Consider the following 25,720-nt stretch of genomic DNA (forward strand, 5'->3'; position numbering starts at 1 on the left):
ACTCCCGCTATCCCTTCACCGCGATCGTCGGCATGGACGACCTGCGCCTCTCGCTCCTGCTCAACGCGGTGTCACCGCAGGTCGGCGGGGTGCTGGTGCGCGGCGAGAAGGGGACCGCCAAGTCGACCATGGTGCGAGCGCTGGCCGGGCTGCTGCCGTCGATAGCCGTGGTCGACGGCTGCCGCTTCGCCTGCGACCCGGCGGCGCCGGACGCCCAGTGCCCGGACGGGCCGCACGACTTGGGCTTGCCGGACGCCGAACGGGCAACCCGGCTGGTGGAGTTGCCGGTCGGCGTCTCCGAGGACCGCATCGTCGGCTCGCTGGACCTGGAGCGGGCGCTCGCCGAGGGCGTCAAGGCGTACGAGCCGGGGCTGCTCGCCGCCGCGCACCGGGGCGTGCTCTACATCGACGAGGTGAATCTCCTCAACGACCACTTGGTCGACCTGCTGCTGGACGCCGCCGCGATGGGCCGCTCCTATGTCGAGCGCGAGGGCGTCTCGGTGCGGCACGCGGCGCGGTTCCTGCTGGTCGGGACGATGAACCCGGAGGAGGGCGAGCTGCGTCCGCAGCTGCTGGACCGCTTCGGGCTGACCGTGGAGGTCGCCGCCACCCGGGAACCGGTCGAGCGGGCTGAGGTGGTCCGGCGGCGGCTCGCCTACGACGCCGACCCGGAGGGCTTCGCGGAGCGCTGGGCGCAGGAGGAGAAGGAACTCGCGGTCCGGATCACGGCGGCGCGGTCGCTGCTGCCCTCGGTGGTCCTGGGCGATCCGGCGCTGCGTCAGATCACTGCTGTGTGCGCCGCGTTCGAGGTGGACGGGCTGCGCGCGGACATCGTGATGGCGCGCACCGCAGTCGCCCTCGCCGCCTGGGCGGGCCGGACCGATGTCATCGCCGAGGACGTCCGCACAGCCGCGCAGCTGGCGCTGCCGCACCGGCGTCGGCGCAATCCGTTCGACGCACCGGGGCTGGACGAGGAGAAGCTGGAGCAGACCCTGGAGCAGTCGGCCGGCGAGGAGCCGGACGGCGGCCCCGAGGACGACGGCCCCGGTCCCGAAGGACCGCCCGACGGCGGAGGCCCTGACGGCCCGTCCGGCGGCGGCCAGGACGCGCCCGAGCAGGAGGCCTCCGGCGAAGGGGCAGAGGCCGCGCCCAGCCGCACCGCCCCGGCCCCGCCCCAGCCCGCAGCGCCCGCGGCCTCCCCCTACCGGACCCGGCTGCTGACCGTGCCCGGGCTCGGCGAGGGCGCCGGGGGGCGCCGCTCGCGAGCCCGCACCGACAGCGGGGGGCACACCGTCCGCGCCGCCCGGCCGACCGGGGCGCTGCAGCGGTTGCACCTGGCCGCCACGATCCAGGCGGCGGCCCCGCACCAGCTCGCCAGGGGCCGGGACGGGCGGGCCCTGCGGCTGCGCCGGGACGACTTCCGCGAGCAGATCCGCGAGGGCCGCGAATCCAACCTGGTGCTGTTCGTGGTGGACGCCTCCGGCTCGATGGCCGCCCGCCAGCGGATGTCCGCGGTCAAGGGCGCGGTGCTGTCCCTGCTGATGGACGCCTACCAGCGCCGCGACAAGATCGGCATGGTCACCTTCCGGGGCTCGGACGCGGTGCTGGCACTGCCGCCGACCTCCTCGGTCGAGGTCGGCGCGGCCCGGCTGGAGCAGCTGCCCACGGGCGGCCGCACGCCGCTCGCCGCCGGGCTGCTGCGGGCCCACGAGACGCTGCGGCTGGAGCGGCTGCGCGACCCGCGCCGCCGTCCGCTGCTGGTCGTGGTCACCGACGGCCGGGCCACCGGCGGTCCGCAGGCGCTGCCCGACGCCCGCCGGGCGGCGCAGCTGCTGGCCGCCCAGGGGACCGCCGCCGTGGTCGTCGACTGCGAGAGCGGACCGGTCCGGCTCGGCCTGGCCGCCGAACTGGCGCAGCACCTCGCCGGAGAGGTGGTCCGGCTGGACGAGCTGGCCGCCGACAGTGTCACCCACCTCGTCACCGACCTCATCCGGAGCAAGCAGAAGGAGGCGGCGTAGCCATGCCGCAGGGACAGCCGACCACCGTTCCCGACGACGGTCTGACCACCCGTCAGCGCCGTACCCAGCCCGTGCTCGCCGTCCACACCGGGCCCGGCAAGGGCAAGTCGACCGCCGCCTTCGGCCTGGCCCTGCGGGCCTGGAACCAGGGATGGCCGATCGGGGTGTTCCAGTTCGTCAAGTCCGCCAAGTGGAAGGTCGGCGAGGAGCACGCGCTGCGGGTGCTGGGGGCCAGCGGCGAGGGCGGCAGTGTGGCCTGGCACAAGATGGGCGAGGGCTGGTCCTGGGTGCAGCGCGACATCGAGAACAGCGAGGACGCGGCCCGCGAGGGCTGGGAGCAGGTCAAGCGCGACCTGGCGGCCGAGACCTACCGGCTTTACGTGCTGGACGAGTTCACCTATCCGCTGCACTGGGGCTGGATCGACGCCGACGAGGTGCTGGCGGTGCTCAAGGACCGTCCCGGCAGCCAGCATGTGGTGATCACCGGCCGCAACGCCCCGGCAGCACTGGTGGACGCGGCGGACCTGGTGACCGAGATGACCAAGGTCAAGCACCCGATGGACGCGGGCCGCAAGGGCCAGCGCGGGATCGAGTGGTAGAGAGATCGCCATGCCGCACTCCCTCCCCCGCGTCGTCCTGGCCGCCCCCTCCTCCGGCAGCGGGAAGACCACCGTCGCCACCGGGCTGATGGCCGCGCTCACCGCGCGGGGGCTGGCGGTGTCGCCGCACAAGGTCGGTCCCGACTACATCGACCCCGGCTACCACGCGCTGGCCACCGGCCGTCCCGGACGCAATCTGGACGCCTTCCTGTGCGGGCCCGAGCGGCTGCCGGGCTTGCTGTTGCACGGCGCGGTCGGGGCGGACATCGCCGTGGTCGAGGGCGTGATGGGGATGTTCGACGGAGCGGCGGGGCGTGGGGAGTTCGCCTCGACGGCGCATGTGGCGAAGCTGCTGCGGGCCCCGGTGGTGCTGGTGGTGGACGCGTCCTCGCAGAGCAGGTCGGTGGCGGCGCTGGTGCACGGGTTCGCGTCCTGGGACCCGGAGGTGCGGCTGGGAGGGGTGATCCTCAACCGGGTCGCCTCGGACCGGCACGAGGAGCTGCTGCGGGACGCCCTGGAGGCCGGCGAGGGTGTGCCGGTGCTCGGTGCGGTGCGGCGGCAGGCGGAGGTGGTGACGCCCAGTCGGCACCTGGGGCTGATCCCCGCCGTGGAGCGCGACGCCGAGGCCCTGCGCGCGGTGCGGGACATGGGCGAACTGATCCGGGCCGGGGTGGATCTGGAGGCACTGCTGGCGCTGGCCCGCAGCGCTCCCCCGCTCACCGCCGAACCCTGGGACGCCGGGGCGGAGATCGCCGCGCTGGGCGGACCGGTGCCCGGACGCCCGGTGGTCGCGCTGGCCTCGGGCGCCGCCTTCTCCTTCTCCTACGCCGAGAACGCCGAACTCCTCACCGCCGCCGGGGCCGAGGTCGCCCCGTTCGACCCGCTGCGCGACGAGAAGCTGCCGGAAGGCACGTCCGCGCTGGTCATCGGGGGCGGCTTCCCCGAGGTGTATGCGGAGCGGCTGTCCGGCAACACCGCCCTGCGCGAGTCGGTACGAGCGCTCGCCGCCTCCGGTGCGCCGCTGGTGGCCGAGTGCGCCGGCCTGCTCTATCTCGCGCGCTCCCTGGACGGCGCCCCGATGTGCGGGGTGCTGGACGCCGAGGCGCGGATGACGGAGCGGCTGACGCTGGGCTACCGCGAGGCGGTGGCCCTGTCGGACAGTCCGCTGGCCGCTGCCGGGACCCGGCTGAACGGGCATGAGTTCCACCGCACGGTCTGCGAACCGGGCGGCGGTCCCGCGCCCGCCTGGGGCTGGCGCTCCACCGACGGACCGCGCACCGAGGGGTTCACCTCCCCCACCCTGCACGCCTCCTATCTGCACCTGCACTGGGCCGGCGCACCGCAGCTGCCGTACCGGCTGCTCACCCACGCGCCGCTCAGCGGCTGAGCCGCCGCGCCCGCTCCCGACCGTAGGCACGCAGCAGGAAGGGCAGCCGGTAGCGGGCCGCGCCGGCCCCGTAGGGGACCAGCACCGAACCGCGGATCAGCCCGGCCCAGGCGGTCTCCAGCGCCGCGCCGGACACGGGCGTGCAGGCCTGGTGGGCGTCGGACAGGTCGAAACCGACCGGCACCGCCGACAGTCGGGCCCACAGCAGTCGCTCGTCCCCCGTGCACAGCTCATGGCTGGCCTCGGCGGCGGATCGCAGCGTGCGGTCGGGCAGGTAGCGGCGGCCGGCTGCGGCGTGCGCCGGATCGAGCCCGCCGGGGGCCAGCGCGAGCAGCCCGGCCGGGCGGGCGGTCTCGGCCATCAGCCGCCGCGGCGGGGTAGTGACCAGTCGGCTGGCGGCGAGCTCGATGGCCAGCGGGTTGCGGTCCAGGAGGTGGCACAGCAGCAGCGCGTCCGGGTGCTCCCGGCGGCGCCGGACCATTGGGCTCGCGCCGAACTGGCGGGCCCGCAGGCAGAGCAGCGCGGTGGCCGGCGCCTCCGCGAGCGGGTCCAGGCGCTGGACGTACTCGTAGGGCGAACCGGGGGCGGCCCGGCCGACGCAGAGCACCGTCAGCTCGGGGCAGGTGTCCAGCAGGTACTCCAGAACCGCCGCGCCCCGGCCCCTGAGCCGTTCGGCGCCGTCCAGCAGCAGCAGGGTCGGCTCGGCGCCCAGGGTGCGGGCCAGGCCGCCGAGTTCGGACATGCCGGGGCGCTCGGGCACCCGCAGGGCGTAGCCGAGGGTACCGGCGAAGAGCTCGGGGGCCAGCAATGCGCCGAGATCGGCCCGGCGGACCCGTCCCGCGCCCTCCCCGCGCCAGGCTTCCGCGGCCTTCGCCGCGAGGCTCGACTTGCCGACGCCCACCGTTCCGGTCAGCGCGACCAGTCTCCAGGAGCCCAGAGCCCGGCGCAGATCTGCGAGTTCACGCTCCCGACCGAGCAGGGCGTCACCGGTCGGGCAGGGATCGGGGGGTGTGAATGCCTCGGTGGCCATGACGGCCTCCTCGCGCTGGTACGGGAAGGATCGGGCCCGCCACGGCACCCCCCGCCAGTGGAACCGGGGGAGCCCCTGCTGCAACGGCGGATGCCGTGACGGTCGCCGGGCCGCCCCCCGTACCGGTACCAGAGGCCCTTGCGGACCTCCTGCTGTACCCGGCTCCGGTGCGACCCGACGTGCTCCCAGCATCGACCGCGGCCCTGGGGCCCGGCATCGGTATCCCACGGAACCGGGTATACCTAGATCCGCGACGGCACCTACCTACACCGGGTCCTCCACGGTCCGCGACCGGGCCACCGCCGCCGCGATCTCGGTGCGCGAGGAGAAGCCCAGCTTGGCCAGGATGTGCTCGACATGGGCGTCCGCCGTGCGCTTGGAGATCACCAGCCGCTCGGCCACCTGACGGTTCGAGAGCCCCTCGGCGACCAGCGCGGCGACCTCGCGCTCACGGCGGGTGAGGGCGTCCGGACCGGGGACCGGCCGCTGCTCCCCCTGCGGCACCGCCGGCGGGCTGTCCGCGTCGGACCAGGCCAGGGCCACGACCTGGTCCAACTCGCCGGCCGCGCCCTGGCGGTGGCACTCCTCCCGGACCCGCTCACCGAGGGCCGCGATGATCTGCCGCACCGCCGTGTCATGCGGCCCGTGGAGCTCGACGGCGCCGCTCAGCGGCAGGCCCGACCGCTCCCAGAGCGCGGCGGCCGCGCCCAGCAGCCAGGCGGCCCGGCGGTGCCGGCCCTCCGCCGCCGCGACCCAGGCCAGCACCTCCAGGGCGTAGGCCTGGCCGGTGCGGTCGCCCAGCTCGGTTCGCAGTCGCAGGGACTGACGGGCACTCAGCGATGCCTCCCGGTACTGCCCGAGGGCGAACCTGGCCTGGGCCTTCACCAGCAGCAGAAAGCCGCGCAGCCAGCACTCCTCCGGTGCGGCGGCGAGTACGGCCAGATACGCGTCGCACACCTCGACACCCTTGTCCGCGCGGCCGGTGGTCACGTACTTGAGCGCCCAGTGCGCCATCATCAGGCCGTCGCTGACCGGGTCCTCGCCGGGGCGCACGTACTCGAAAACCTTCTGCGTATGGACCTCAACCTGCTCGTAGTCACCACGCCACCCGGCGGCCAGGGTCAGGAAGTGGTGGGCGTGCAGCCGCAGCCGGTCGTCGTCCAGGCGTTCCGCGATCGCCAGCGCCTCCTGCAGGCCCGGCAGGGCGCCGTCGTGGTCGCCGACGAACAGCGACAGCTCGGCGCCCAGGCTGAGCGCGAGCGATCGGGCCGCGGTGGGCTCGGGCTGCTCGGCGAGGGCGAGGTCGATCCAGTGCCGCCCCTCGGCGTGCATCCCTGAGCAGATCCAGAACACCCACAGGTCGGTACAGAAGGAGAGGGCCTGGTCCGAGTCCCCCGAGGTCTCGATCATGAAGCGCAGCGCGGCGCGCAGGTTCTCCAGCTCCGGGCAGAGCGCCCGGAACAGCGGCAGCTGCGCGTCGGTGGCGAAGCGCGCCCGGAACTCGGCTGCCAGCACCCGGTAGTGGTCCAGGTGCCGCTGCCGGACCTCGGGCCCTCCGCCACTCTGCTCCAGCCACTCGCCGCCGTACTCGCGGATGGTGTCGAGCAGCCGGTAGCGGGTCCGGGCGTCGTCGGTGTCGACCCGCAGCACCACCGACTTGTCGACCAGGCCGATCAGATGCTCCAGCACCGTCCCGCCGCCGAGTTCGCCGCCGGCGCAGATCCGCTCCACGGCGGTCAGGTCGAAGCTGCCGGCGAACACCGACAGCCGGGCCCAGAGCAGCCGCTCCTCGGCCGTGCACAGCTCATGGCTCCAGCCGATGGTGGTGCGCAGGGTCTGGTGCCGGGGCAGCGCGGTGCGGCGGCCGCCGGTGAGCAGCCGGAAGCGGTCCTCCAGCCGGGCGACCAGCTGGTCCAGCGGGATCGCCCGGAGCCGCACCGTGGCGAGCTCGATGGCCAGCGGGATGCCGTCGAGACGGCGGCACAGCGCCAGGACGTCGGCGCGGTTGGCGTCGCTGAGGGTGAATCCCGGCAGCACCGCGGCCGCCCGCTGGGCGAACAGGGCCACCGCGCCGACCCCGTCCGGGCCCTCGTCCTGGACCGGCAGCGGGGGGATGACCAGGGTGTGCTCCCCCGGGACGTCCAGCGGCTGGCGGCTGGTCGCCAGGATGCCGATCCCGGGCGCGTCGCGCAGCAGCAGGTCGGCGAGCATGGCGCAGGCGTCGACCAGGTGCTCGCAGGTGTCCAGGACCAGCAGCGCGGTCCGGTCGGCCAGGTACTCGGTGAGGAAGTCCAGCGGCGGACGCGCCGTCTGGTCCACTATCCCCAGCGAGGCGCAGACCGCCCTGGGCAGCAGTTCCGGCTCCGGGAGGGCGGAGAGCTCGACCAGGTAGACCCCGTCCGGGTAGCGCTCGCGCATCCCGGCGACGGTGCGCAGCGCGATCCGGGTCTTGCCGACACCGCCGGGACCGGTCAGCGTGACCAGTCTGGCCTGCGTCAACAGCCGTTCCACGGAGGCCAGTTCGGCTCTGCGGCCGACGAAGCCGGTGACTTCGGCGGGCAGTTCCCCGACCCGCCTGCCATGGACGCTGAAGGTCATCTCCACCCCGCCCGCCTCGCCGGTCAGCACCCTCCCGAGAGTATCGGTTCGTTCACTGCCTGTGGTGGTGATCAGTCAGAACGGAGGTGGGCGAGGACACAGCCGCTCCGGTTGACCTGGCGACGGCGCACGTGGTGGGATTTTGAAGCCTTGTACGGCGGCAATGATGAGGAAGTCCGGTGCGAATCCGGCGCGGTCCCGCCACTGTCACCGGGCGACGCGTCCCGTTACCGGGCGCGGCCGTCCCCGAGCCAGGAACTCTGGCCGCCGACACCACGATCCGGGGCGCGGACCCCGAGTGAGGACTACTGCCATGCGCTGCTGCGCTCCCGTGCCCCGCTGCCTGCCCACACCGTGGTGACGCCTCGACTGACCGGCGTGGGCATGGGCCCCGGCGATCCCGAGCTGGTCACGGTCAAGGCGGTCCGGGTGCTGCGCGAGGCCGCCGTGGTGGTCGTCCCGGTGCTGGACAGCGGCGAGACCGGACGGGCCGAGGCGACCGTGCTGCACCATCTGGACGGTGCCGCGGCCAAGGTCGAACGGGTGGTCTTCGCCCTGAACGAGCGCGAGGACCGGGCCCGCCGCGAGGCCGCCTGGGACGCGGCCGGCGCCCGGGTCGCCGAGCTGCTGCGGGAGCACGGCAGCGTCGCCTTCGCCACCATCGGCGACCCCAATGTCTACTCGACCTTCACCTACCTCGCCCAGACGCTGGCCCCGCTGGTCCCGGGCCTGGTCGTGGCGACCGTCCCCGGGATCACCGCGATGCAGGACCTGGCCGCGCGCAGCGGCACCGTCCTGGCCGAGGGCACCGAGCCGCTGACGCTGGTCCCGGTGACCGCGGGAGCGGAGGTGCTGCGGGACGCCCTGGCCGGGCCCGGCACCGTCGTCGCCTACAAGTTCGGACGGCTGGCCGAGCAGGTCGCCGCCGCGCTGCGGGAGACCGACCGGGACGGCACCGCCGTCTGGGGGTCCGCGCTGGGCCTGCCGGACGAGCAGATCCGCCCGGCCGGGCATCCGCTGACCGGATCGCTGCCGTACCTCTCGACCCTGATCGCACCCGCGACCCGCACCCGCCGTGGAGGCAAGCTGTGACCGGTACCGAGGCCATCAACGGCAAGGTCACCTTTGTCGGCGCGGGCCCCGGAGCCGCGGACCTGCTCACCTTCCGCGCGGCCCGGGCCATCGCCGAGGCCGACACGGTGATCTGGGCCGCCAGCCTGGTCCAGGCCGAGGTGCTGGAGCACGCCCGCGAGGACGCCGAGATCCTGGACTCCTCGCTGATCCCGATGGAGGACGTGCTGGCGGAGTACCAGCGCGCCGCCGACCAGGGCCGCCGGGTGGCCAGGATCCACTCGGGGGACCCCTCGCTGTGGGGTGCGGTCCAGGAGCAGCTGGACCGCTGCCGTGAGCTGGGCCTGGAGACCGAGATTGTCCCCGGCGTCTCCTCCTTCTCCGCCGTCGCCGCGATCATCCAGCGCGAACTGACCATCCCCGAGGTGGCCCAGAGCGTCATCCTGACCCGGCTCGGCGGGGGCAAGACCCCGATGCCGCCCGGCGAGGAGGTGCGCGACTTCGCCCGGCACGGCACCACCATGGCGATCTTCCTGTCCGCCGCGCGCACCAAGCAGCTGGTGGAGGAGCTGACCGCGGGCGGCTACCCGCCGGAGACCCCGGTCGTGGTCGCCTACCAGGCGACCTGGCCGGACGAGCTGGTGCTCCACGGCACGCTGGAGAGCCTGGAGGCGACCGTCAAGGAGCACCGGCTGTGGAAGCACACCCTGTTCCTGGTCGGCCCGGCGCTGGCGGCGACGGGGACCCGGTCGCACCTCTACCACCCCGGCCACTTCCACACCTTCCGCAAGGCCGACCCGGCGGCCCGGCGCGCCCTGCGCAGCAGCGGAGCGTCGTGACGGACCGGCACCCGATCACCGTCCTCGGCGCCGGGCAGGCCGCGGAGCACGCTGCCCTGATCGCCGGCGCCGGGCTGGCTCTGGGCGCGCGTCGGCACCTGGACGCCGCCGGGGTGCCACCGGAGCGGGCGGTGGTGCTCGGCCCGCTGGCCCCGGCGCTGGACGCGGTCGCCGCCGCGCTGGCTGCCGACGCCGGTCCGGTGCTGGTGCTGGCCTCCGGGGACCCGGGGTTCTTCGGCATCGTCCGCGCCCTGACCGAGCGTTTCGGCCCGGGGGCGCTGGACGTCCGACCCGGCGTCAGCAGTGTCGCCGAGGCCTTCGCCCGGGTGGGTCTGCCCTGGGACGACGCGGTGGTGGTGAGCGCCCACGGCCGTGACCCGCGTACCGCCCTGAACGTCTGCCGGGCGCACCGCAAGGTCGCTGTGCTGACGGCTCCGGGCGCCGGCCCCGCCGAGATCGGGGCGGCCCTGGCCGCCGTCCCGGGGCTGTGGCGTCGGCTGCTGGTGGCGACCGACCTCGGCGCGGACAGCGAGCGGATCGAGGAGGTGACGCCGGAGCAGGCCGCAGCGCGGGACTGGCCCGGCGTCCAGGTGGTGCTGAGCCTGGGTCCCGGTGCCGAGCTCCCCGGTCCGATGCGCGCCGTCGCCGGGGGCGCGGGCGTCGCCGAGGGCGGCTGGGGACTGCCCGAGGACGCCTTCGAGCACCGCGACTCGATGGTCACCAAGGCCGAGGTCCGCGCCCTGGCCCTGGCCCGACTCGGGCCGCGGCTGGGCGAGCTGGTCTGGGACGTGGGCGCGGGCAGCGGCTCGGTGGCCGTCGAGTGCGCCCGGCTCGGCTCGGCCGTGGTCGCGGTCGAGAAGACAGCAGACGGAGTGCAGCGGGTTACCGCGAACGCAGCGGCACATGGCGTCGATGTACTCGTGGTACACGGAGCCGCCCCGGACGCCCTCGCCGAACTGCCGGAGCCGGACGCGGTGTTCGTCGGCGGCGGCGGCGCGGACCTGGCGGAGATCGTCGCCGCCTGCGCCGAGCGCGCCCGGCGCAGCGTGGTGGTGACACTGGCCGCGCTGGACCGGATCCCCGCCGTACGGGCCGCGCTGCTCGCGGCGGGCTTCACCGCCGAGGGCGTACAGCTGCAGTCGTCACGGCTGGCCCCGCTGCCCGGCGGAGTGGTCCGCCTGGCCGCCACCAATCCGGTATTCGTCCTCTGGGGCACCCGACTTGATTCACCGTCAGCCCAGTCGTCAGGAGACACACTGTGATCGGCTTGATCGCCGCCACCTCGGCGGGCCGCTCGGCAGCCGCCGAACTCGCCGAGGCGCTGGGCGACTGCACCCTCTACCAGGAGCGGACCGTCGCCGCCTCGATCGCCCGGGCCTGGGCCGAGTGCGAGCAGTTGGTCTGCTTCCTCGCCACCGGCGCCACCGTGCGGTTGATCGCCCCGCTGCTGGCGGACAAGCACAGCGACCCCGGGGTGGTCTGCGTCGACGAGGCCCGGCGCTTCGCGGTGTCGCTCGTCGGCGGCCATGACGGCGGCGCCAACCGACTGGCCGCCCGGGTCGCCGAAGCCCTGGACGCCCAGCCGGTGCTGACCACGGCCACCGACGCGACGGGCCTGCCCGGCCTGGACACCCTCGGCTGGCACACCGAGGGCGAACTCGCCGCGGTGAGCCGCGCGCTGCTGGACGGCGCGCCGGTTCGGCTGCGGGCCGACGCGGTCCACCCGCTGCCCGCGCTGCCGCCGAACCTGACCGCCGACGCACCCTCGGACGCACCCACGGTCGTCATCAGCGACCGCATGCCCCAGCTGCCAACGGCGGAGTCCGGTCCGCAGCCCCCGGCCACCTCGGAGGTTCGCGGGGGTTCGGGGGGTCGCTCCCCGGAAGATCGGAGTATCAGCGACCGCATCGAGGCTTCCCGGCTCACGACGGTGACGCTGCGTCCGCGCACGCTGGTCGTCGGTGTCGGCGCCAGCCGCGGCGCTCCGGCCGAGGAGGTGCTCGGGCTGGTCGAAGCAGCCCTCGCGGACGCCGGGCTGAGCCGGCACTCCGTCAGCCACCTGGCCACCGTGGACGCCAAGGCCGACGAGCCCGCCCTGCTCGCGGCGGCCGCCGCCCTCGGCGTCGAGTTGGTCACCCACCCCGCCGAGGCGCTCGCCGCCGTAGCCGTCCCCAACCCCTCCCCCGCTCCGCAGGCGGCCGTCGGCACGCCCAGCGTCGCCGAGGCGGCCGCCCTGCTCGGCGGCGGCGAACTGCTGGTGCCCAAGCGGAAGTCCGCCCCCGAGGGGCGGGCCGCCATGGCCACCGTCGCCGTCGTCCGGCGGGCGCCGCGCGGACGGCTGGCGCTGGTCGGGCTCGGCCCGGGGGCGCGCGACCTGCTGACCCCGCGGGCGCGCGAGGAACTGCGCCGGGCCTCGGTCGTCGTCGGCCTGGACCAGTACGTCGACCAGATCCGCGACCTGCTGCGGCCCGGCACCCGGATCGAGGCCACCGGCCTCGGCGCCGAGGAGGAGCGCGCGCGCAGCGCCGTACGCCTCGCCGAGCAGGGTCACGCCGTCGCCCTGATCGGCAGCGGCGACGCCGGCGTCTACGCCATGGCCTCCCCCGCGCTGGCCGAGGCCGGCCCGGACATCGACGTCGTCGGCGTCCCCGGGGTCACCGCCGCTCTGGCCGCCTCCTCGCTGCTGGGCGCGCCGCTGGGCCACGACCATGTCTCGATCAGCCTCTCCGACCTGCACACCCCCTGGGAGGTCATCGAACGCCGGGTCCGCGCGGCGGCCGAGGCCGACCTGGTGGTCACCTTCTACAACCCGCGCAGCCGGGGCCGCGACTGGCAGCTCCCCAAGGCGCTGTCCCTGCTGGCCGAACACCGGACGCCGGACACCCCGGTCGGGGTCGCCCATGCGATCTCCCGCGCCGACGAGTGGCACACCGTCACCACCCTGGCCGAACTGGACGTCACCACCGTCGACATGACGACCGTCGTGGTGGTCGGCAACACCGCCTCGCGCACGGTCGCAGGCCGGATGGTCACCCCGCGCGGCTACCGGTGGCAGTCATGACGGCGCGCCAGGTCCACCCCATCGAACGCGAGTCCTACCGCCGCCTGCGGGCCAGGGCCGACACCAGCCATCTCCCCCCGCTCACCCGAGCCGTGGCCGAGCGGGTGGTGCACTCCAGCGCCGACCTCGCCTACCTCGACGACCTGGTGATCGCCGACGAGACGGTCCTGCGCGCCGCCGCCGACGCCCTGGCGGCCGGAGCGCCGCTGGTGGCCGATGTGCAGATGGTCGCCGCGGGCATCACCACCCGCCGGGCGCTGTGCCGGCTGAGCGACGCCAAGGGCGACCCGGCCACCGGGTTGACCCGCTCGGCCGCCGCCGTCCGGCTGGCCCTGGAGCAGGTCGGCCACGGCGCGGTGTGGGTGATCGGCTGCGCCCCCACCGCGCTGGAGGAACTGCTGCTGCTGGACGCCCGTCCGGCGCTGGTCATCGGCCTGCCGGTGGGCTTCGTCGGCGCGGCCGAGTCCAAGGCGGCACTGCGGGCCTCGGGGCTGCCGGCCGTCAGCAACATCTCCGAGAAGGGCGGCTCGGCGGTCGCCGCAGCGGCCGCCAACGCCCTGCTCTACCCGGATCTCTACGAGGAGCCTTCCCTGTGACGCCCCCAGCCCTGTTGATCGTCGGCCACGGCACCCGCGACGAGGCCGGCGCCGAGGCGTTCCGCTCCTTCGTCGACGGGCTGCGCGACCGGCTGCCGGACACCCCCGTCGGCGGCGGCTTCATCGAGCTGTCCCCGCCGCCGCTCGCCGACGCCGTCGCCGGACTGGTAACCGCCGGCGCCCGCCGCTTCGCCGCGGTGCCGCTGGTGCTGGTCTCCGCCGGGCATGCCAAGGGCGACATCCCGGCCGCCCTGGTCCGCGAGCGCGAGCGCCACCCCGGCACCTCCTTCTCCTACGGGCGGCCCCTCGGACCGCACCCCGCCCTGCTCACCGTCCTGGAGCGGCGGCTGGACGAGGTGCTGGCGCCCGAGGACCGCGCCGACACCACCGTGCTGCTGGTCGGCCGGGGCTCCACCGACCCCGATGCCAACGCCGAGGTGGTCAAGGTCGCCCGACTGCTCTGGGAGGGCCGCGGACTGGCCGGGGTGGAGACCTCGTTCGTCTCGCTCGCGGCGCCCGACGTCCCGTCCGGACTGACCCGCTGCCGACTGCTCGGCGCCAGGCGGATCGTGGTGCTGCCCTACTTCCTGTTCACCGGCATCCTCCCCGAACGGGTGGAACAGCAGGCCGCCGACTGGGCCGCCGCCCACCCGGACACCGACCTGCGCCAGGCTGCGGTGATGGGCCCCACCGAGGAGTTGGCCGAGCTGGTGCTGGCCCGCTACCGGGAGGCCCTCGCCGGAGATCTGCGGATGAACTGTGACACCTGCGTCTATCGTGTCGCCATGCCTGGTTTTGAGGACCGCGTCGGTGCGGCGCAGCGCCCGCACCACCACCCTGACGATCCTTCACACGACCACGACCACGGCCACGGCTCGCACACGCATGTTCACTGATCGAGAGCCCAACCTGCGCCACCACGGCGACACCGAGGTCGGCGGCGGCCTGGTCGATCTCGCGGTGAACGTAAGAGCGGGCACACCCCCGCCCTGGCTGCGGCAGCTGCTGGCGGACACCCTGGGCGGCCTCGCCGCCTACCCGGACGGGCGCTCCGCCCGCGCGGCCGTCGCCCGGCGGCACCGGCGCCCGGACAGCGAGACACTGCTCACCTCGGGCGCCGCCGAGGCGTTCGTGCTGCTGGCCCGAACGCTCAGGCCGCGTCGGACGGTTGTGGTGCACCCGCAGTTCACCGAGCCGGAGGCGGCGCTGCGCGACGCCGGGCACCCGGTGGAGCGGCTGATGCTCCGTCCCAGGAACGGTTTCCGGCTCGATCCGGCGACCGTCCCCGCCGACGCCGATCTGGTGGTCGTCGGCAATCCCACCAACCCGACCTCGATCCTGCACCCGGCCGCCGACCTCGCGGCGCTGGCCCGTCCCGGCCGAACCCTGGTGGTGGACGAGGCCTTCGCGGACACCGTGCCGGGCGAGGCGGAGAGCCTGGCCGGACGGCGCGACCTGCCGGGCGTGGTGGTACTGCGCAGCCTCACCAAGACCTGGGGGCTGGCCGGACTGCGCATCGGCTACGTCCTCGCCGCCCCCGGGATGATCGCCGCCCTGGAGGCCGCCCAGCCGCTGTGGCCGGTCTCGACGCCGGCCCTGGTCGCGGCCGAGGCGTGCAGCACCCCGGCCGCGCTCGCCGAGGCCGAGGCGGCCGCCCGCGCCACCGCCGAGGACCGGGAGTATCTGCTCTCCCGGCTCGCAGAGCTGCCCACCATCCGGACCTACGGTCAGCCTGCTGCATCGTTCGTCCTCATCCGCATGGCCGGCGCCACCACCGTCAGGGAGCGGCTGCGCGGTACCGGGTTCGCCGTCAGGCGCGGGGACACCTTCCCAGGTCTGGGCCCCGACTGGCTGCGGATCGCGGTGCGCGACAAGGCCACCCTGGACGCCTTCTTCGAGGCGCTGACGGCACTTCAACTGTAGTTCACATACCTGAACTTCGTCCAGCATCTTGACTCCGCCGAGTCGGCGGCGTGTCATGTCCTCACACCTGACCCCACGTCACCGAGGACGTACGCATGGACGACAGCACGCACCTCGCCGCACCCCTGCGCCGCCGCCACTTCCTCGGCGCCGGCGCCGCCGTGACCGGAGCCGCAATGCTCGGAGCCGGCACCACCGGAACGGCCACCGCCGCGACCCCCACCGCGGCGGTGGCCCCAACCTCCACCGCGGCCTCCACAACGGCCTCCACAACGGCCTCCACAGCCGACGCCTTCGACCAGCTCCGTGGCGTCTGGTCGGACATCCTCACCGGTGGCAGCGCCGTCGACCCGACCGACCCCGACTACGCGACGGCCATCGCCACCATCGACGCCACGGCCGCGGCCGCCATCGCGCGCTACGACAACTCCGCCGCCCCCGCGTCCGTCTACACCGACCTGCCGTTCACCCATGTCGAGAACGCCAGCGGCACCTACTACCGGATCCGCGACACCGCCATCGCCTGGGCCACCCCGGGCTCGGCCCACTACCAGGACGCCGCCGTCGTCGCCCGCCTGGTCGCCGCGCTGAAGCTGATCGGCGCCGCCTACTACAACCCCTCCTCCAACGAGGTCGGCAACTGGTACCACTGGGAGATCGGCGCCCCGCAGGCCCTGGTCAACGCCTGCGCCGTGCTGGGCAGCCAGGTCCCCGCCGCCGACCTGGCGACCTACCTCGGCACCGTGGCCCACTTCGTGCCCGACCCCACCCGCCAGCAGTCCGGCACCGTCCTCACCACCGGCGCCAACCGATCCGACATGTGCCAGATCACCATCCTGCGCGGCATCCTCGCCAAGGACGGCGCCCTGATCGCGCTCGGCCGCGACAAGCTCTCCGACATCTACCCCTACGTCACCACCTCGGACGGCTACTACCGCGACGGCGGCTACATCCAGCACGGCGCCATCCCCTACAACGGGCACTACTCCTACGTCCTGCTGAACGACCTCAGCCAGCTCTCGCTGCTGCTCAACGGCTCCGGCTGGCCGATCGCCGACCCCCAGTTCTCGGTCATCCTGGACTCGGTGGACCTCACCTACGCGCCCTTCATGTACGACGGGCTGGTGATGGACGTGGTCCGGGGCCGCTTCCTGTCCCGCCAGGGCGAGACCGACCACGACGCCGGGCACGCCATCACCGAGGCGATCCTCCGGCTGATCCCGGTCGGCTCCCGGGACCAGCAGAAGCGCTGGAAGGCGCTCTGCAAGGGCTGGATCGAGCGCGAGACCTTCACCACCATCCGAGCGTCGGCCACCCCCGCGCGGATGGCCCTGGTGAAGTCCGTCCTGGACGACAGCAAGGTGCACGCCATCGGCCAGGGCCCCGACCACGTCCAGCAGCCCTCGATCGAACGCGCCGTGCACCGCCGTCCCGGCTGGGCCTGGACGGTGGGCCTGTCCAGCAGCAGGATCGCCCGGCTGGAGGCCATCAACGGCGAGAACCAGCGCGGCTGGCACACCGGCGATGGCGCGACCTACCTCTACAACGACGACAACGGCCACTACACCGACGCCTACTGGCCCACCGTGGACGGCACCAGGCTGCCCGGCGTCACCGCGGACACCCTGCCGCTGGCCCCCAGCGCCGGAAGCGGCACCCTGCCGCCGACGACCTGGTCCGGCGGTGCGGTGCTGGACGGCAGGTGGGGCGCGGTCGGCCTGGACCTGGTCCCCTATGGCTCGCCGCTGCGGGCCAGGAAGTCCTGGTTCTGCCTGGACGACGGCGTGGTGGCGCTCGGCGCGGGGATCACCGGGAGCTCCGGCCACGCCGTCGAGACCACCATCGAGAACCGCAACCTCCATGCCTCGGGCAGCAACCGACTGACCGTCAACGGCCGCCCCACGCCCACCACCGCAGGCTGGACCGGCAGCTTCGCGGCCTCCGGCTGGGCCCATCTGGAGGGGGTCGGCGGCTACGTCATCCCGCCGGATTCCGCCCCCGGCGCCACCCTGCGCGCCCTGCGCGAACAGCGCACGGCCGCCTGGGCGGACATCGACAACGGACCCAGCACCGGCGGCACCACCACGCCCTACACCAACACCTTCGCGACCCTCTGGCTCGACCACGGCATCGACCCCAGCGGCGGCAGCTACGTCTATCTGCTGCTGCCCGGAGCGAGCGCCGCGAAGACCGCTCGCAGGGTGGAGCGCCCGGACGTCACCGTGCTGTCCAACACTCCGGCCCTGCAGGCGATCCACTCGCAGCGCAACAGCCTCACCGCCGCCAACTTCTTCACCGCCGGCGCCCTCCCCTCCGTGGGCGCCAGCGGCCCGGCCTCCGTGCTGTTCCAGGAGCACGACGGCCGACTGACCCTCGCGGTCAGCGACCCGACCTGCACCCAGACCTCACTGACCGTCACCCTCGACTCCAGGGCCCGCTACCGTCGCGGGTTCAGCGACGATCCCGGCGTCTCCGTCGACCTCAAGGGCGCCGCCCCGGTGATCACCCTGGACCTCACCCAGGGCCTGCCCGGCACCTCCAGGACGGTGCACCTGTCCTTCTGACCCGGCTCAGTGCCGACGCCGCCGGCGGCGGGTCGTCCCCACGACCGCGGCACCGGCGCCGACCAGCACCAGCGCGACACCGGCTATCACCGGGGTGTTGCTGCCGCCGCCGGTCTCGGCGAGGTTGGTGGTGGCAGCGGCCGGCGAGGCCGCCGCAGCGGCAGCGGAAGCCGGGACTGAGGTCAGCGGCGGCGGGGGCAGGGCGGCCCCGCTCGACGAGGCGGACCCGCCGGGCGCGGCCGAGCCGGAGGCAGCGGCGGAGGAAGAGGCGGAGGTCGACGGCGTGGACGAGCCGCCACCGCCTCCCTGGCCGCCGCTCTGACCCTTGGCGCAGTGCACGGCCGCGAGTTCGACCGTGCCGGTGACCTCGGCGACATTCAGGTTCAGTGGATTGACATGGACGTTGAGCTCCAGCGCGGTGGCGGCCGCCGTGATGGAGGTCACCGTCTTCCTGGAGAGCTCCAGATCGACCACCCCGATGCCGGGCACGCTGACCCTGGTCGGACCGGCCGCGCTCAGCGAGACCCCCTTGCCCAGCACGCTCAGCGTCCCCAGGATGCTGACGTCCGCGCTGGGCTGCCCGTCGACCGGGCAGTCCGCGGTGGCATGCACCTCCTTGAGGCCCACCACCTGGGTGAGCAGCCCGGGGAGGCTGATGTTCGCCTTGACCAGGTCGACCTGGGCATGGGCGCCGTGCCTGTCCACGGTGGCGGCGCTGTGGCCCAGGGTGGCGTCGAGCAGCGTCAGCTGCCGGCCCTGGTCGACGCCGCCGATGGTCGTCGTCAGCATCGAGCCGTCCACGCTCCTGGGCGTGTGCACCGCGTTCAGGCTGAGGGCCACCGGGATGTCCACGGCACCGTTGATCAGTCTGACGTCCAGCGCCAGCCCGGCGGTGGTGGCTGACGCCGCACCCCACGGGGAGCCGCCGGCGCCGTCGGCACGGGCGGGCTGGGCCGCCGCGAGCAGCGAGACGGCGAGTAAGGCGCCGGCGGCGGAGCCGGCGCGGCGGATGGTCATCATAGGAGCCCCCACAGATGTTCGTCGATCACAGACAGCAAGGAGAAGGCGCCGGACGCTCACCCCCTGTGACGGAGTGCCCGGACGCAATCTTGGATGCGGCCTATCCTTACGAACCGTGCGTCACTCTGGAGGCACACAGAGTGTGTTCACCCGAACGAGTGACGGAACCTCAGGTGTCGCTGCCGTCCCACCAGTTCAGGGCAGGCGCCAGTCAATCGGCTGCGCGCCCTGTCGTACCAACAGCTCATTGGCGCGGCTGAACGGGCGGGAACCGAAGAAGCCCCGATCCGCCGACCTGGGGCTGGGGTGCGGCGCCTCCAGGCAGGGCGCGGGACCCAGTAGCGGGCGCAGATTGCGGGCGTCGCGCCCCCAGAGAATGGCCACCAGCGCCGGTCCGCGCTCGACCAGCGCCCGGATCGCCTGCTCGGTCACGGCCTCCCAGCCCTTGTCGCGGTGGGCGTTGGGATTGCGCGGCGCGGTGGTGAGCGACCGGTTGAGCAGCAGCACGCCCTGCTCGGTCCACGGCGTCAGATCGCCGGTGCCCGGCGCGGGCAGACCGAGGTCCTGCTGGTACTCCTGGAAGATGTTGATCAGGCTGCCCGGCAGCGGCCGCACCTCGGGCGCCACCGAGAACGACAGGCCCACCGCGTGCCCCGGCGTGGGGTAGGGGTCCTGACCCACGATCAGTACCCGGACCTGCTCGAACGGCTGCTGGAACGCCCGTAGCACCTGCGGCCCCGGCGGGAGGTAGCCGCGCCCGGCGGCGATCTCCGCGCGCAGGAAGTCGCCCATCGCGGCGACCTGCCCGGCGACCGGCTCCAACGCCTTGGCCCAGCCGGGCTCGACGATCTCATGCAAAGGACGTGCGGCCATGGAGCGTCACTCTAATGCCACACCGACCCCCTTCTCCACGCGCGCGACAAACCCTGCGAAACAGGAAAGAATCGCCCCATGAACGCGCCGCCGGCCCCGGCACGACCCGTCCCGGAGCCACCGCACCATCTCGTCCGGGCCCTGGTCGCCACCTGGACGTACCTCCGCCGCGCGCCCGGCACCCACCTCTGGCTGCTGGCCCTGTTCGTCACCACCGTGGCGATCCACCATATGAGCCCGGATTTCGAGGAGGACTTCCTCCGCCAGCGCTCCACCAATCTGCACCAGCTGGCGACCGACCCGGTCCGGGTGCTGATCGCCAGCGCGTTCTGGCTGGACGGCAGCAGCTGGGTCCCCTACGTCTTCCTGTACACCGTCTTCCACGCCCCCGCCGAGCGCTGGCTCGGCACCTGGCGCTGGCTGGTCGCCGTGGCCGTCTGCCACGTCGGTGCCACCTACATCAGCGAGGGCGTCCTCTATGTGGCCATCCACCAGGGCCGCGCCCCGGCCTCGGCCGTCAACACCCTGGACGTGGGCGTCAGTTACGCCCTGGCCGGGATCCAGGCCCTGCTCTTCTACCGGATCGCCGACCCCTGGCGCTGGTTCTACCTGGCAGCCGTGCTGCTCTGGTACGGCTCGGCCCTGGTCCACGGCCGCACCTTCACCGACGTCGGCCACCTCACCGCCGCCCTGCTCGGCCTCGCCTGCTACCCGCTCACCTTCGGCCGGGACGGGGTCTGGCAGCCGACCCGGTCGCGGGCGGTCACCTGGCTGCGCGGCCTGCGCCACCGCTCAGCCGACCACTGACCCCCGCACCACCACGGCCTGCGGATCCGCCAGCACCCGTACATCCGCCCGCGGGTCCTCCCGGTACACGACCAGGTCGGCAGGGGCGCCCTCGGTCAGCCCGGGACGTCCCAGCCACTCCCGGGCGGACCAGCTGGCCGCCGCCAGTGCGGTCAGCGGCGGCAGTCCGGCGGCGACCAGCTCGGCGACCTCGTCCGCCACCAGTCCGTGCGGCAGCGAGCCGCCCGCGTCGGTCCCCACGAAGACCGGGACGCCCGCGTCATGGGCCGCCGCGACGGTGGCGTAGCGCCGTTGGTGAAGCTCCCTCATATGCCGGGCGTAGCCCGGGAACTTGCCCTCGGCCGCGGCGGCGATCCCCGGGAAGGTCGCGATGTTGACCAGGGTCGGCACGATCGCCACCCCCCGCTCGGCGAACAGCGGCAGCGTCTCCTCGGTGAGGCCGGTCGCGTGCTCCACGCAGTCGATCCCCGCCTGCACCAGGTCCGCCAGCGACTCCTCGGCGAAGCAGTGCGCGGTGACCCGCGCCCCCTCGGCGTGGGCGGCGGCCATCGCCTCGTCCAGGGCCCAGCGCGGCCAGCACGGCGCCAGGTCCCCGGTCTCCCGGTCGATCCAGTCGCCGACCAGCTTCACCCAGCCGTCGCCGCGCCGCGCCTCCTGCCGGATGTACGCGGCCAGGTCGCCGGGCTCGATCTCATGGGCGTAGTTGCGGATGTAGCGACGGGTACGGGCGATGTGCCGCCCGGCCCTGATGATCCGGGGCAGGTCGTCCCGGTCGTCCATCCAGCGGGTGTCGGACGGCGACCCGGCGTCGCGCAGCAGCAGCGCACCCGCCCCGCGGTCGGTCAGCGCCTGCTTCTCGGCGGTGGCCGCGTCGACCGCGCCGTGGCCGTCCAGGCCGACATGGCAGTGCGCGTCCACCAGTCCGGGCAGCACCCAGCCGTCGACCGTGCCGGCCTCGGCCGCCCCCGGCGGCCGGGAGAAGGTCACCCGGCCGCCGACCACCCAGAGCTCGTCCCGCACCTCCTCGGGGCCGACCAGGATCCGGCCCCTGACGTGCAGCGGCTGCGGCGCTGTCCCCGGCTGCGTCCCCATCGCGCTCACTTCGCCGCGGCCTCTCGGGCCCGGACCGCGCGGCGCAGGTCGTCCACCTGGTCCACCAGCCCCCGCCGCAGCGCCGCGGTGAGATCCGTCCTGGCCAGACATGCCTCCGCGGCCAGCACGGTCTCCTCGGTGGCGTGGTAGGCCGGGAAGCCGTAGCGGGTGAGCAGCCGCCCGACCGCGGGCCCGCGCCGCTGCGCGGTGTCCACCACGGCCTCGAAGTAGCGCTGCGGCCGGTCGCCCAGCAGTTCGTCCTGCTCCGGCTGCCAGAAGCCCTGGGCGGTCGCGGCGATCAGGTAGTTGGACAGGTCGCTGTCGAAGAGCGCCGTCCAGGCCGCCTCCTTGGCCTCCGGGTCGGGCAGCGCCGCGCGGCAGCGGGCCGCGCCCTCCTGCCCGGTGGCGCTGGTGTCCCGGACCAGTTCGGCCGCGATCTCGGCCTCGCCGGCCGCCCCCAGCACACACAGCCGCAGCAGCAGCTGCCAGCTCAACTCCGGGTCCAGCAGTGGGCCGCCGGGCACCCCGCCCTCCTCGCGCCAGGACTCCAGCACGGCCAGCTCGGCCGGGGTGGACGAGGCCGCGATCAGGCTGCGGACGGCGAGCAGCCGCAGCCCGGACGCGTCCTCGGGACCGCCCTCGGTCCGGCGCAGCAGATCGCGGCCGACCCCGGCCAGCAGCCCCAGCCCGGCCGAACGCCGGTCCGGCGTCAGGTACTGCTCGGCGAGGGTGGTCCGGGCGAAGCCGAGCACCGACTGCACCAGGTGCGCGGAGGACTCCCCCGGCAGATGGGCCGCGACCAGCTCCAGGTAACCCTGCGCGTCCAGCTCGCCGTCCCGCACCATGTCGCGCGCGGCGCCCCACAGCACCGCCCGGGCCAGCTCCTGCGGGATGCCGCCCAGCGATTCGGTGACAGTCCGCCAGGAACGGTCGTCCAGGCGGATCTTGACGAAGCCGAGGTCGGTGTCGTTGAGCAGCAGCAGATCGGGGTCGCCCGCCCCCACGCTGTCCAGCTCGTGCTCGGGCTCGGCCGGGAGGTCCAGCGAGCGGCGGGCCCGCAGCACCAAATGGCCGTCGGCGACGCGCTCGTAGGTGGCCGCGGTGATCAGCAGCGGGCGCAGCTCGCCGTCGGCCGAGGTGTGCGCGATGCGCGTGCCGCCACGGCCGCCGCTGTCCTCGCCGAGCTGGGCCGGTTCGACCCGCAGCGTGTCCACCCCGGTGGTGCGCAGCCAGCGCTCGGCCCAGGCGTGCACGTCCCGGCCGCTGCTCGCGGCCAGCGCCTGGAGCAGGTCGGCGAGCGCGGCGTTGCCGAAGGCGTGCTGCTGGAAGTAGGAGTTGACGCCCTTGAAGAAAGCCTCCTCTCCCAGCCAGGCGACGAGTTGGCGCAGCGCCGCGGCGCCCTTGGAGTAGGAGATGCCGTCGAAGTTCTGCAGCGCCTCCGCAGTGTCGTCCACGTTCTCGGGGGCCACCGGGTGGGTGGAGGGACGCTGGTCGGCGTCGTAGCCCCAGGACTTGCGGGCAGCCGCGAAGCCGGTCCAGGCGCCGGAGAAGCGGGTCGACTCGGAGACGACCGTGTAGGCCAGGTACTCGGCGAAGGACTCGTTCAGCCACAGGTCGTCCCACCAGCGCATGGTGACCAGGTCGCCGAACCACATGTGCGCCATCTCATGGGCGATGACGATGGCGCGTTCCTCGCGCTCGGTGTCGGTGACCGCCGAGCGGAACACGAACTCGTCGCGGAAGGTCACACAGCCGGGGTTCTCCATCGCTCCGGCGTTGAACTCGGGGACGAAGCACTGGTCGTAGGAGTCGAAGGGGTACCGCTGGTCGAACACCCGGTGGTAGTGGTCGAAGCTGCGCCGGGTGGTGTCCAGCATCTCCTCGGCGTCGACTTCCAGGTAGGGGGCGAGCGAGCGCCGGCAGTGCAGGCCGAGCGGGATGCCGTCGTGCTCGGACCGCACCGTGAACAGCGGCCCGGCGACGACGGCGACCAGGTAGTTGCTGATCGGCGGGGTGGGCGCGAACTCCCAGCGGCCGCCCTCCTGCCGGGTGACCAGACCGTTGGCGACCACGGTCCAGTCCTCCGGCGCCGTCACGCTCACCTCGTAGGCGGCCTTGAGGTCGGGCTGGTCGAAGCTGGCGAAGAAACGCGGCCCGTCGTCCAGGAACGCCTGCGTGTAGACGTAGGCCTCGCCGTCGGCGGGGTCGACGAACCGGTGCATCCCCTCGCCGGTACGGGAGTAGGCCATGACCGCCTCGACCAGCAGCTCGTTCTCCGCCGCGAGACCGTGCAGCGGGAGCCGCCCGTCGGCCAGCGCGCCCGGGTCCAGCTCCCGCCCGTTGAGCACGGCCCGCAGCAGGGTCTTCGGCTTCACGTCGACAAAGCTGCCCGCCCCGGGGCTGGAGCAGGCGAACCGGATCACCGTCACCGACCCGAAGACCTCGTCCCCCTGGGTCAGGTCCAGGTCCACAGTGCTGCTGCGGACCTCCAACAGACGACGGCGTTCAACGGCTTCAGCAAGCGTCAGAGCAGACATGCAGATCATGCTGCCACTGACCCACCCCGGATCACATCCCCACCCGCCTCAGCCACCCACCTACCTCAGGGGCGCGGGGAACTGCGCGAACAACCCACCACCCAGGTTCACCGCTGCAACACCCCGTCCACCCGCCTCGGCACGCCCACCCCACCATCCCGCAGTTCAACAGGAAGCAGAGCCTCAGGCACCCCCTGGTAGGCCACCGGCCGCACCCACCGCTCGATCGCCGTCCCCCCCACCGACGTCCCCGTCGACGTCGTGGCCGGGTACGGCCCCCCGTGCTGCATGGCCGGCGCCACCGCCACCCCCGTCGGCCACCCGCCGAACAGCACCCGCCCCGCCAGCGGCGTCAACCGCGCCAGCAGGTCCTCCGCGTCCGCCTCCCCCGGCTCCGCGTGCAGCGTCGCCGTGAGGTTGCCGCCCAGCCGCCCCAGCACCGCCTCGACCTCCGCCGCGTCCCGGTAGCGGGCCACGACCGTCACCGGTCCGAAGCACTCCTCCAACAGAACCTCGTGCGCGTCCTCGACCAGCCGCGCCGCGGCCACGCTCAGGTACCCGGCGCGTACCGCATAGCCGTCCTCGCCCGCCCGCACCGGCACGGACACCCCAGGCAGCGAGGCCCGCTCGGCGAACCCGGCCAGGAACCCGGCGCGCATCCGCGCGTCCAGCAGCGCCCCGGACGGGCTGTCGTCGGCACCGGCCGCCAGGGCCTTCTCCAACCGGTCGCCGGCCGCGCCCGCGGGCACCAGCACCAACCCGGGCTTGGTGCAGAACTGACCCATGCCCAGGGTGAACGACCCGGCCAGACCGGCCCCGATCTCCTCGGCGCGCTCGGCCGCGGCCTGCTCGGTCACCACCACCGGGTTGAGGCTGCCCAGCTCCCCGTGGAAGGGGATCGGCACCGGGCGGGCCGCGGCCAGGTCGAACAGGGCCCGGCCGCCCGCGATGGACCCGGTGAAGCCGGCCGCGCTCAGCAGCGGGTGCTGCACCAGGTCCACCCCGGCCTGCCGTCCGTGCACCAGCACCAGCACGTCCGCGGGCAACCCGACCGCCACTGCGGCCTCCCGCAGCGCCGCCGCCGCGAGTTCGCTGGTGCTCGGGTGGTCGGGGTGGGCCTTGACCACGACCGCGCAGCCGGCCGCGAGGGCGCTGGCGGTGTCCCCGCCGGGCACGCTGAAGGCGAAGGGGAAGTTGCTGGCGGCGAAGACGCCGACCACCCCGAGCGGCACCTTCCAGCGCCGCAGGTCGGGGCGCGGGGCGGGCGCGGCCTTCGGGTCGGCGTGGTCGATCACCACGTCCAGGAAGGCGCCCTCGTCCACGATGTCCGCGAAGGCCCGCAGTTGGTACGTGGTCCGGGCGAGCTCGCCGGTCAGCCGACCGGTGCCGAGCGCTGTCTCCCGGTCGGCCGTCGCGATCAGCTCCTCACCGTGCGCCTCCAGCCGGTCCGCGGCCGCACGCAGGAAGGCGGCGCGGAGCGTACGGTCGCCGAGCGCAGGCTGCGCCGCGTGCGCGGCCCGTACGGCGGCATCCACCGCAGCGGTGTCCGCCTCCGCTGCGACCTGCTCCGTACGGTCACCGGTACGGGCGTCGACACTCCACACTGGTGTGGTGTTCATTTGAGGGCCGCCTCCAGGCGCAAGCTTCGGGAGCATGCATTCCATATGCTGAACGCTGTCCAGTACGCTGAACACCTCCGACGATA

Annotated in this window: 19 protein-coding genes and 1 riboswitch; of the genes, 12 read left to right on the forward strand and 7 right to left on the reverse strand. The window is 74.0% G+C overall.

The window, feature by feature from the left end; translation table 11 throughout:
* The first annotated feature begins 32 nt into the window (after window positions 1–32).
* From ABH941_RS14890 to ABH941_RS14900, 3 genes are read left to right on the forward strand one after another with little or no spacing between them, the layout of a single operon-like run.
* A complete protein-coding gene (locus ABH941_RS14890; RefSeq protein ID WP_370129831.1) occupies window positions 33–2,018 on the forward strand; it encodes a putative cobaltochelatase in 1,986 nt (661 codons plus the stop codon).
* A 2-nt stretch (window positions 2,019–2,020) separates the two neighbouring features.
* Window positions 2,021–2,617, forward strand: coding sequence for a cob(I)yrinic acid a,c-diamide adenosyltransferase (cobO, locus tag ABH941_RS14895; RefSeq protein ID WP_370129584.1), 597 nt, complete (start codon window positions 2,021–2,023; stop codon window positions 2,615–2,617).
* 10 nt (window positions 2,618–2,627) lie between these two features.
* Window positions 2,628–4,004, forward strand: a complete 1,377-nt coding sequence (locus tag ABH941_RS14900) for a cobyrinate a,c-diamide synthase (RefSeq protein WP_370129585.1) — start codon at window positions 2,628–2,630, stop codon at window positions 4,002–4,004.
* Here ABH941_RS14900 and ABH941_RS14905 read toward each other — a convergent pair.
* Complete coding sequence (locus ABH941_RS14905) at window positions 3,994–5,034, reverse strand: hypothetical protein (protein ID WP_370129586.1); 1,041 nt, start codon at window positions 5,032–5,034, stop codon at window positions 3,994–3,996. The genes ABH941_RS14900 and ABH941_RS14905 overlap by 11 nt on opposite strands.
* 264 nt (window positions 5,035–5,298) lie before the next feature.
* Window positions 5,299–7,662 carry a LuxR C-terminal-related transcriptional regulator gene (locus tag ABH941_RS14910; RefSeq protein ID WP_370129588.1) on the reverse strand — a complete coding sequence of 788 codons (2,364 nt, stop codon included), beginning with the start codon at window positions 7,660–7,662 and terminating at the stop codon, window positions 5,299–5,301.
* A gap of 99 nt (window positions 7,663–7,761) precedes the next feature.
* A riboswitch (cobalamin riboswitch) is annotated at window positions 7,762–7,915 on the forward strand.
* Between the two features lie 74 nt (window positions 7,916–7,989).
* On the opposite strand from ABH941_RS14910, the gene cobI reads away from it, so the two are divergent.
* The 8 genes from cobI to ABH941_RS14950 all read left to right on the forward strand — a co-directional run bounded on the left by cobI (window position 7,990) and on the right by ABH941_RS14950 (window position 17,686).
* Window positions 7,990–8,724, forward strand: a complete 735-nt coding sequence (gene cobI, locus ABH941_RS14915) for a precorrin-2 C(20)-methyltransferase (protein ID WP_370129590.1) — start codon at window positions 7,990–7,992, stop codon at window positions 8,722–8,724.
* The gene (cobM, locus tag ABH941_RS14920; RefSeq protein WP_370129592.1) at window positions 8,721–9,542 is read left to right on the forward strand and encodes a precorrin-4 C(11)-methyltransferase; all 822 of its coding nucleotides are present in this window, start codon (window positions 8,721–8,723) and stop codon (window positions 9,540–9,542) included. The genes cobI and cobM overlap by 4 nt, the downstream gene beginning before the upstream one ends.
* Entirely contained in the window at window positions 9,539–10,804 is a 1,266-nt protein-coding gene (gene cbiE, locus ABH941_RS14925; RefSeq protein WP_370129594.1) for a precorrin-6y C5,15-methyltransferase (decarboxylating) subunit CbiE, read from the forward strand. Before cobM ends, cbiE begins: the two co-directional genes overlap by 4 nt.
* A complete protein-coding gene (gene cobJ / locus ABH941_RS14930; RefSeq protein WP_370129595.1) occupies window positions 10,801–12,603 on the forward strand; it encodes a precorrin-3B C(17)-methyltransferase in 1,803 nt (600 codons plus the stop codon). The genes cbiE and cobJ overlap by 4 nt, the downstream gene beginning before the upstream one ends.
* A complete protein-coding gene (locus tag ABH941_RS14935) occupies window positions 12,600–13,199 on the forward strand; it encodes a precorrin-8X methylmutase (protein WP_370129597.1) in 600 nt (199 codons plus the stop codon). Before cobJ ends, ABH941_RS14935 begins: the two co-directional genes overlap by 4 nt.
* The gene (locus ABH941_RS14940; RefSeq protein ID WP_370129599.1) at window positions 13,196–14,095 is read left to right on the forward strand and encodes a sirohydrochlorin chelatase; all 900 of its coding nucleotides are present in this window, start codon (window positions 13,196–13,198) and stop codon (window positions 14,093–14,095) included. Before ABH941_RS14935 ends, ABH941_RS14940 begins: the two co-directional genes overlap by 4 nt.
* Window positions 14,085–15,122, forward strand: a complete 1,038-nt coding sequence (gene cobC / locus ABH941_RS14945) for an Rv2231c family pyridoxal phosphate-dependent protein CobC (protein WP_370129600.1) — start codon at window positions 14,085–14,087, stop codon at window positions 15,120–15,122. Before ABH941_RS14940 ends, cobC begins: the two co-directional genes overlap by 11 nt.
* Before the next feature lie 95 nt (window positions 15,123–15,217).
* Window positions 15,218–17,686 (forward strand): polysaccharide lyase 8 family protein, encoded by a 2,469-nt coding sequence (locus tag ABH941_RS14950; protein WP_370129601.1) that lies wholly within the window; start codon window positions 15,218–15,220, stop codon window positions 17,684–17,686.
* Window positions 17,687–17,692: 6 nt separating this feature from the next.
* Here ABH941_RS14950 and ABH941_RS14955 read toward each other — a convergent pair whose 3' ends face one another.
* Together ABH941_RS14955 and ABH941_RS14960 are read right to left on the reverse strand one after the other, a co-directional pair.
* A complete protein-coding gene (locus ABH941_RS14955) occupies window positions 17,693–18,706 on the reverse strand; it encodes an SCO1860 family LAETG-anchored protein (protein WP_370129602.1) in 1,014 nt (337 codons plus the stop codon).
* A gap of 195 nt (window positions 18,707–18,901) precedes the next feature.
* Window positions 18,902–19,579, reverse strand: a complete 678-nt coding sequence (locus tag ABH941_RS14960; protein ID WP_370129603.1) for a uracil-DNA glycosylase — start codon at window positions 19,577–19,579, stop codon at window positions 18,902–18,904.
* A gap of 78 nt (window positions 19,580–19,657) precedes the next feature.
* Here ABH941_RS14960 and ABH941_RS14965 point away from each other — a divergent pair, with 78 nt between their 5' ends.
* Window positions 19,658–20,386 (forward strand): rhomboid-like protein, encoded by a 729-nt coding sequence (locus tag ABH941_RS14965; RefSeq protein WP_370129605.1) that lies wholly within the window; start codon window positions 19,658–19,660, stop codon window positions 20,384–20,386.
* Here ABH941_RS14965 and ABH941_RS14970 read toward each other — a convergent pair.
* The 3 genes from ABH941_RS14970 to ABH941_RS14980 form a co-directional block, all read right to left on the reverse strand.
* Window positions 20,372–21,478, reverse strand: a complete 1,107-nt coding sequence (locus tag ABH941_RS14970; RefSeq protein ID WP_370129607.1) for an amidohydrolase family protein — start codon at window positions 21,476–21,478, stop codon at window positions 20,372–20,374. The genes ABH941_RS14965 and ABH941_RS14970 overlap by 15 nt on opposite strands.
* 5 nt (window positions 21,479–21,483) lie before the next feature.
* The gene (pepN, locus tag ABH941_RS14975; protein WP_370129608.1) at window positions 21,484–24,015 is read right to left on the reverse strand and encodes an aminopeptidase N; all 2,532 of its coding nucleotides are present in this window, start codon (window positions 24,013–24,015) and stop codon (window positions 21,484–21,486) included.
* A 107-nt stretch (window positions 24,016–24,122) separates the two neighbouring features.
* Window positions 24,123–25,634 carry an aldehyde dehydrogenase (NADP(+)) gene (locus ABH941_RS14980; RefSeq protein ID WP_370129609.1) on the reverse strand — a complete coding sequence of 504 codons (1,512 nt, stop codon included), beginning with the start codon at window positions 25,632–25,634 and terminating at the stop codon, window positions 24,123–24,125.
* Window positions 25,635–25,720 lie beyond the last annotated feature (86 nt).

Source organism: Streptacidiphilus sp. EB103A (assembly GCF_041261405.1).
Classification (GTDB): Bacteria; Actinomycetota; Actinomycetes; order Streptomycetales; family Streptomycetaceae; genus Streptacidiphilus.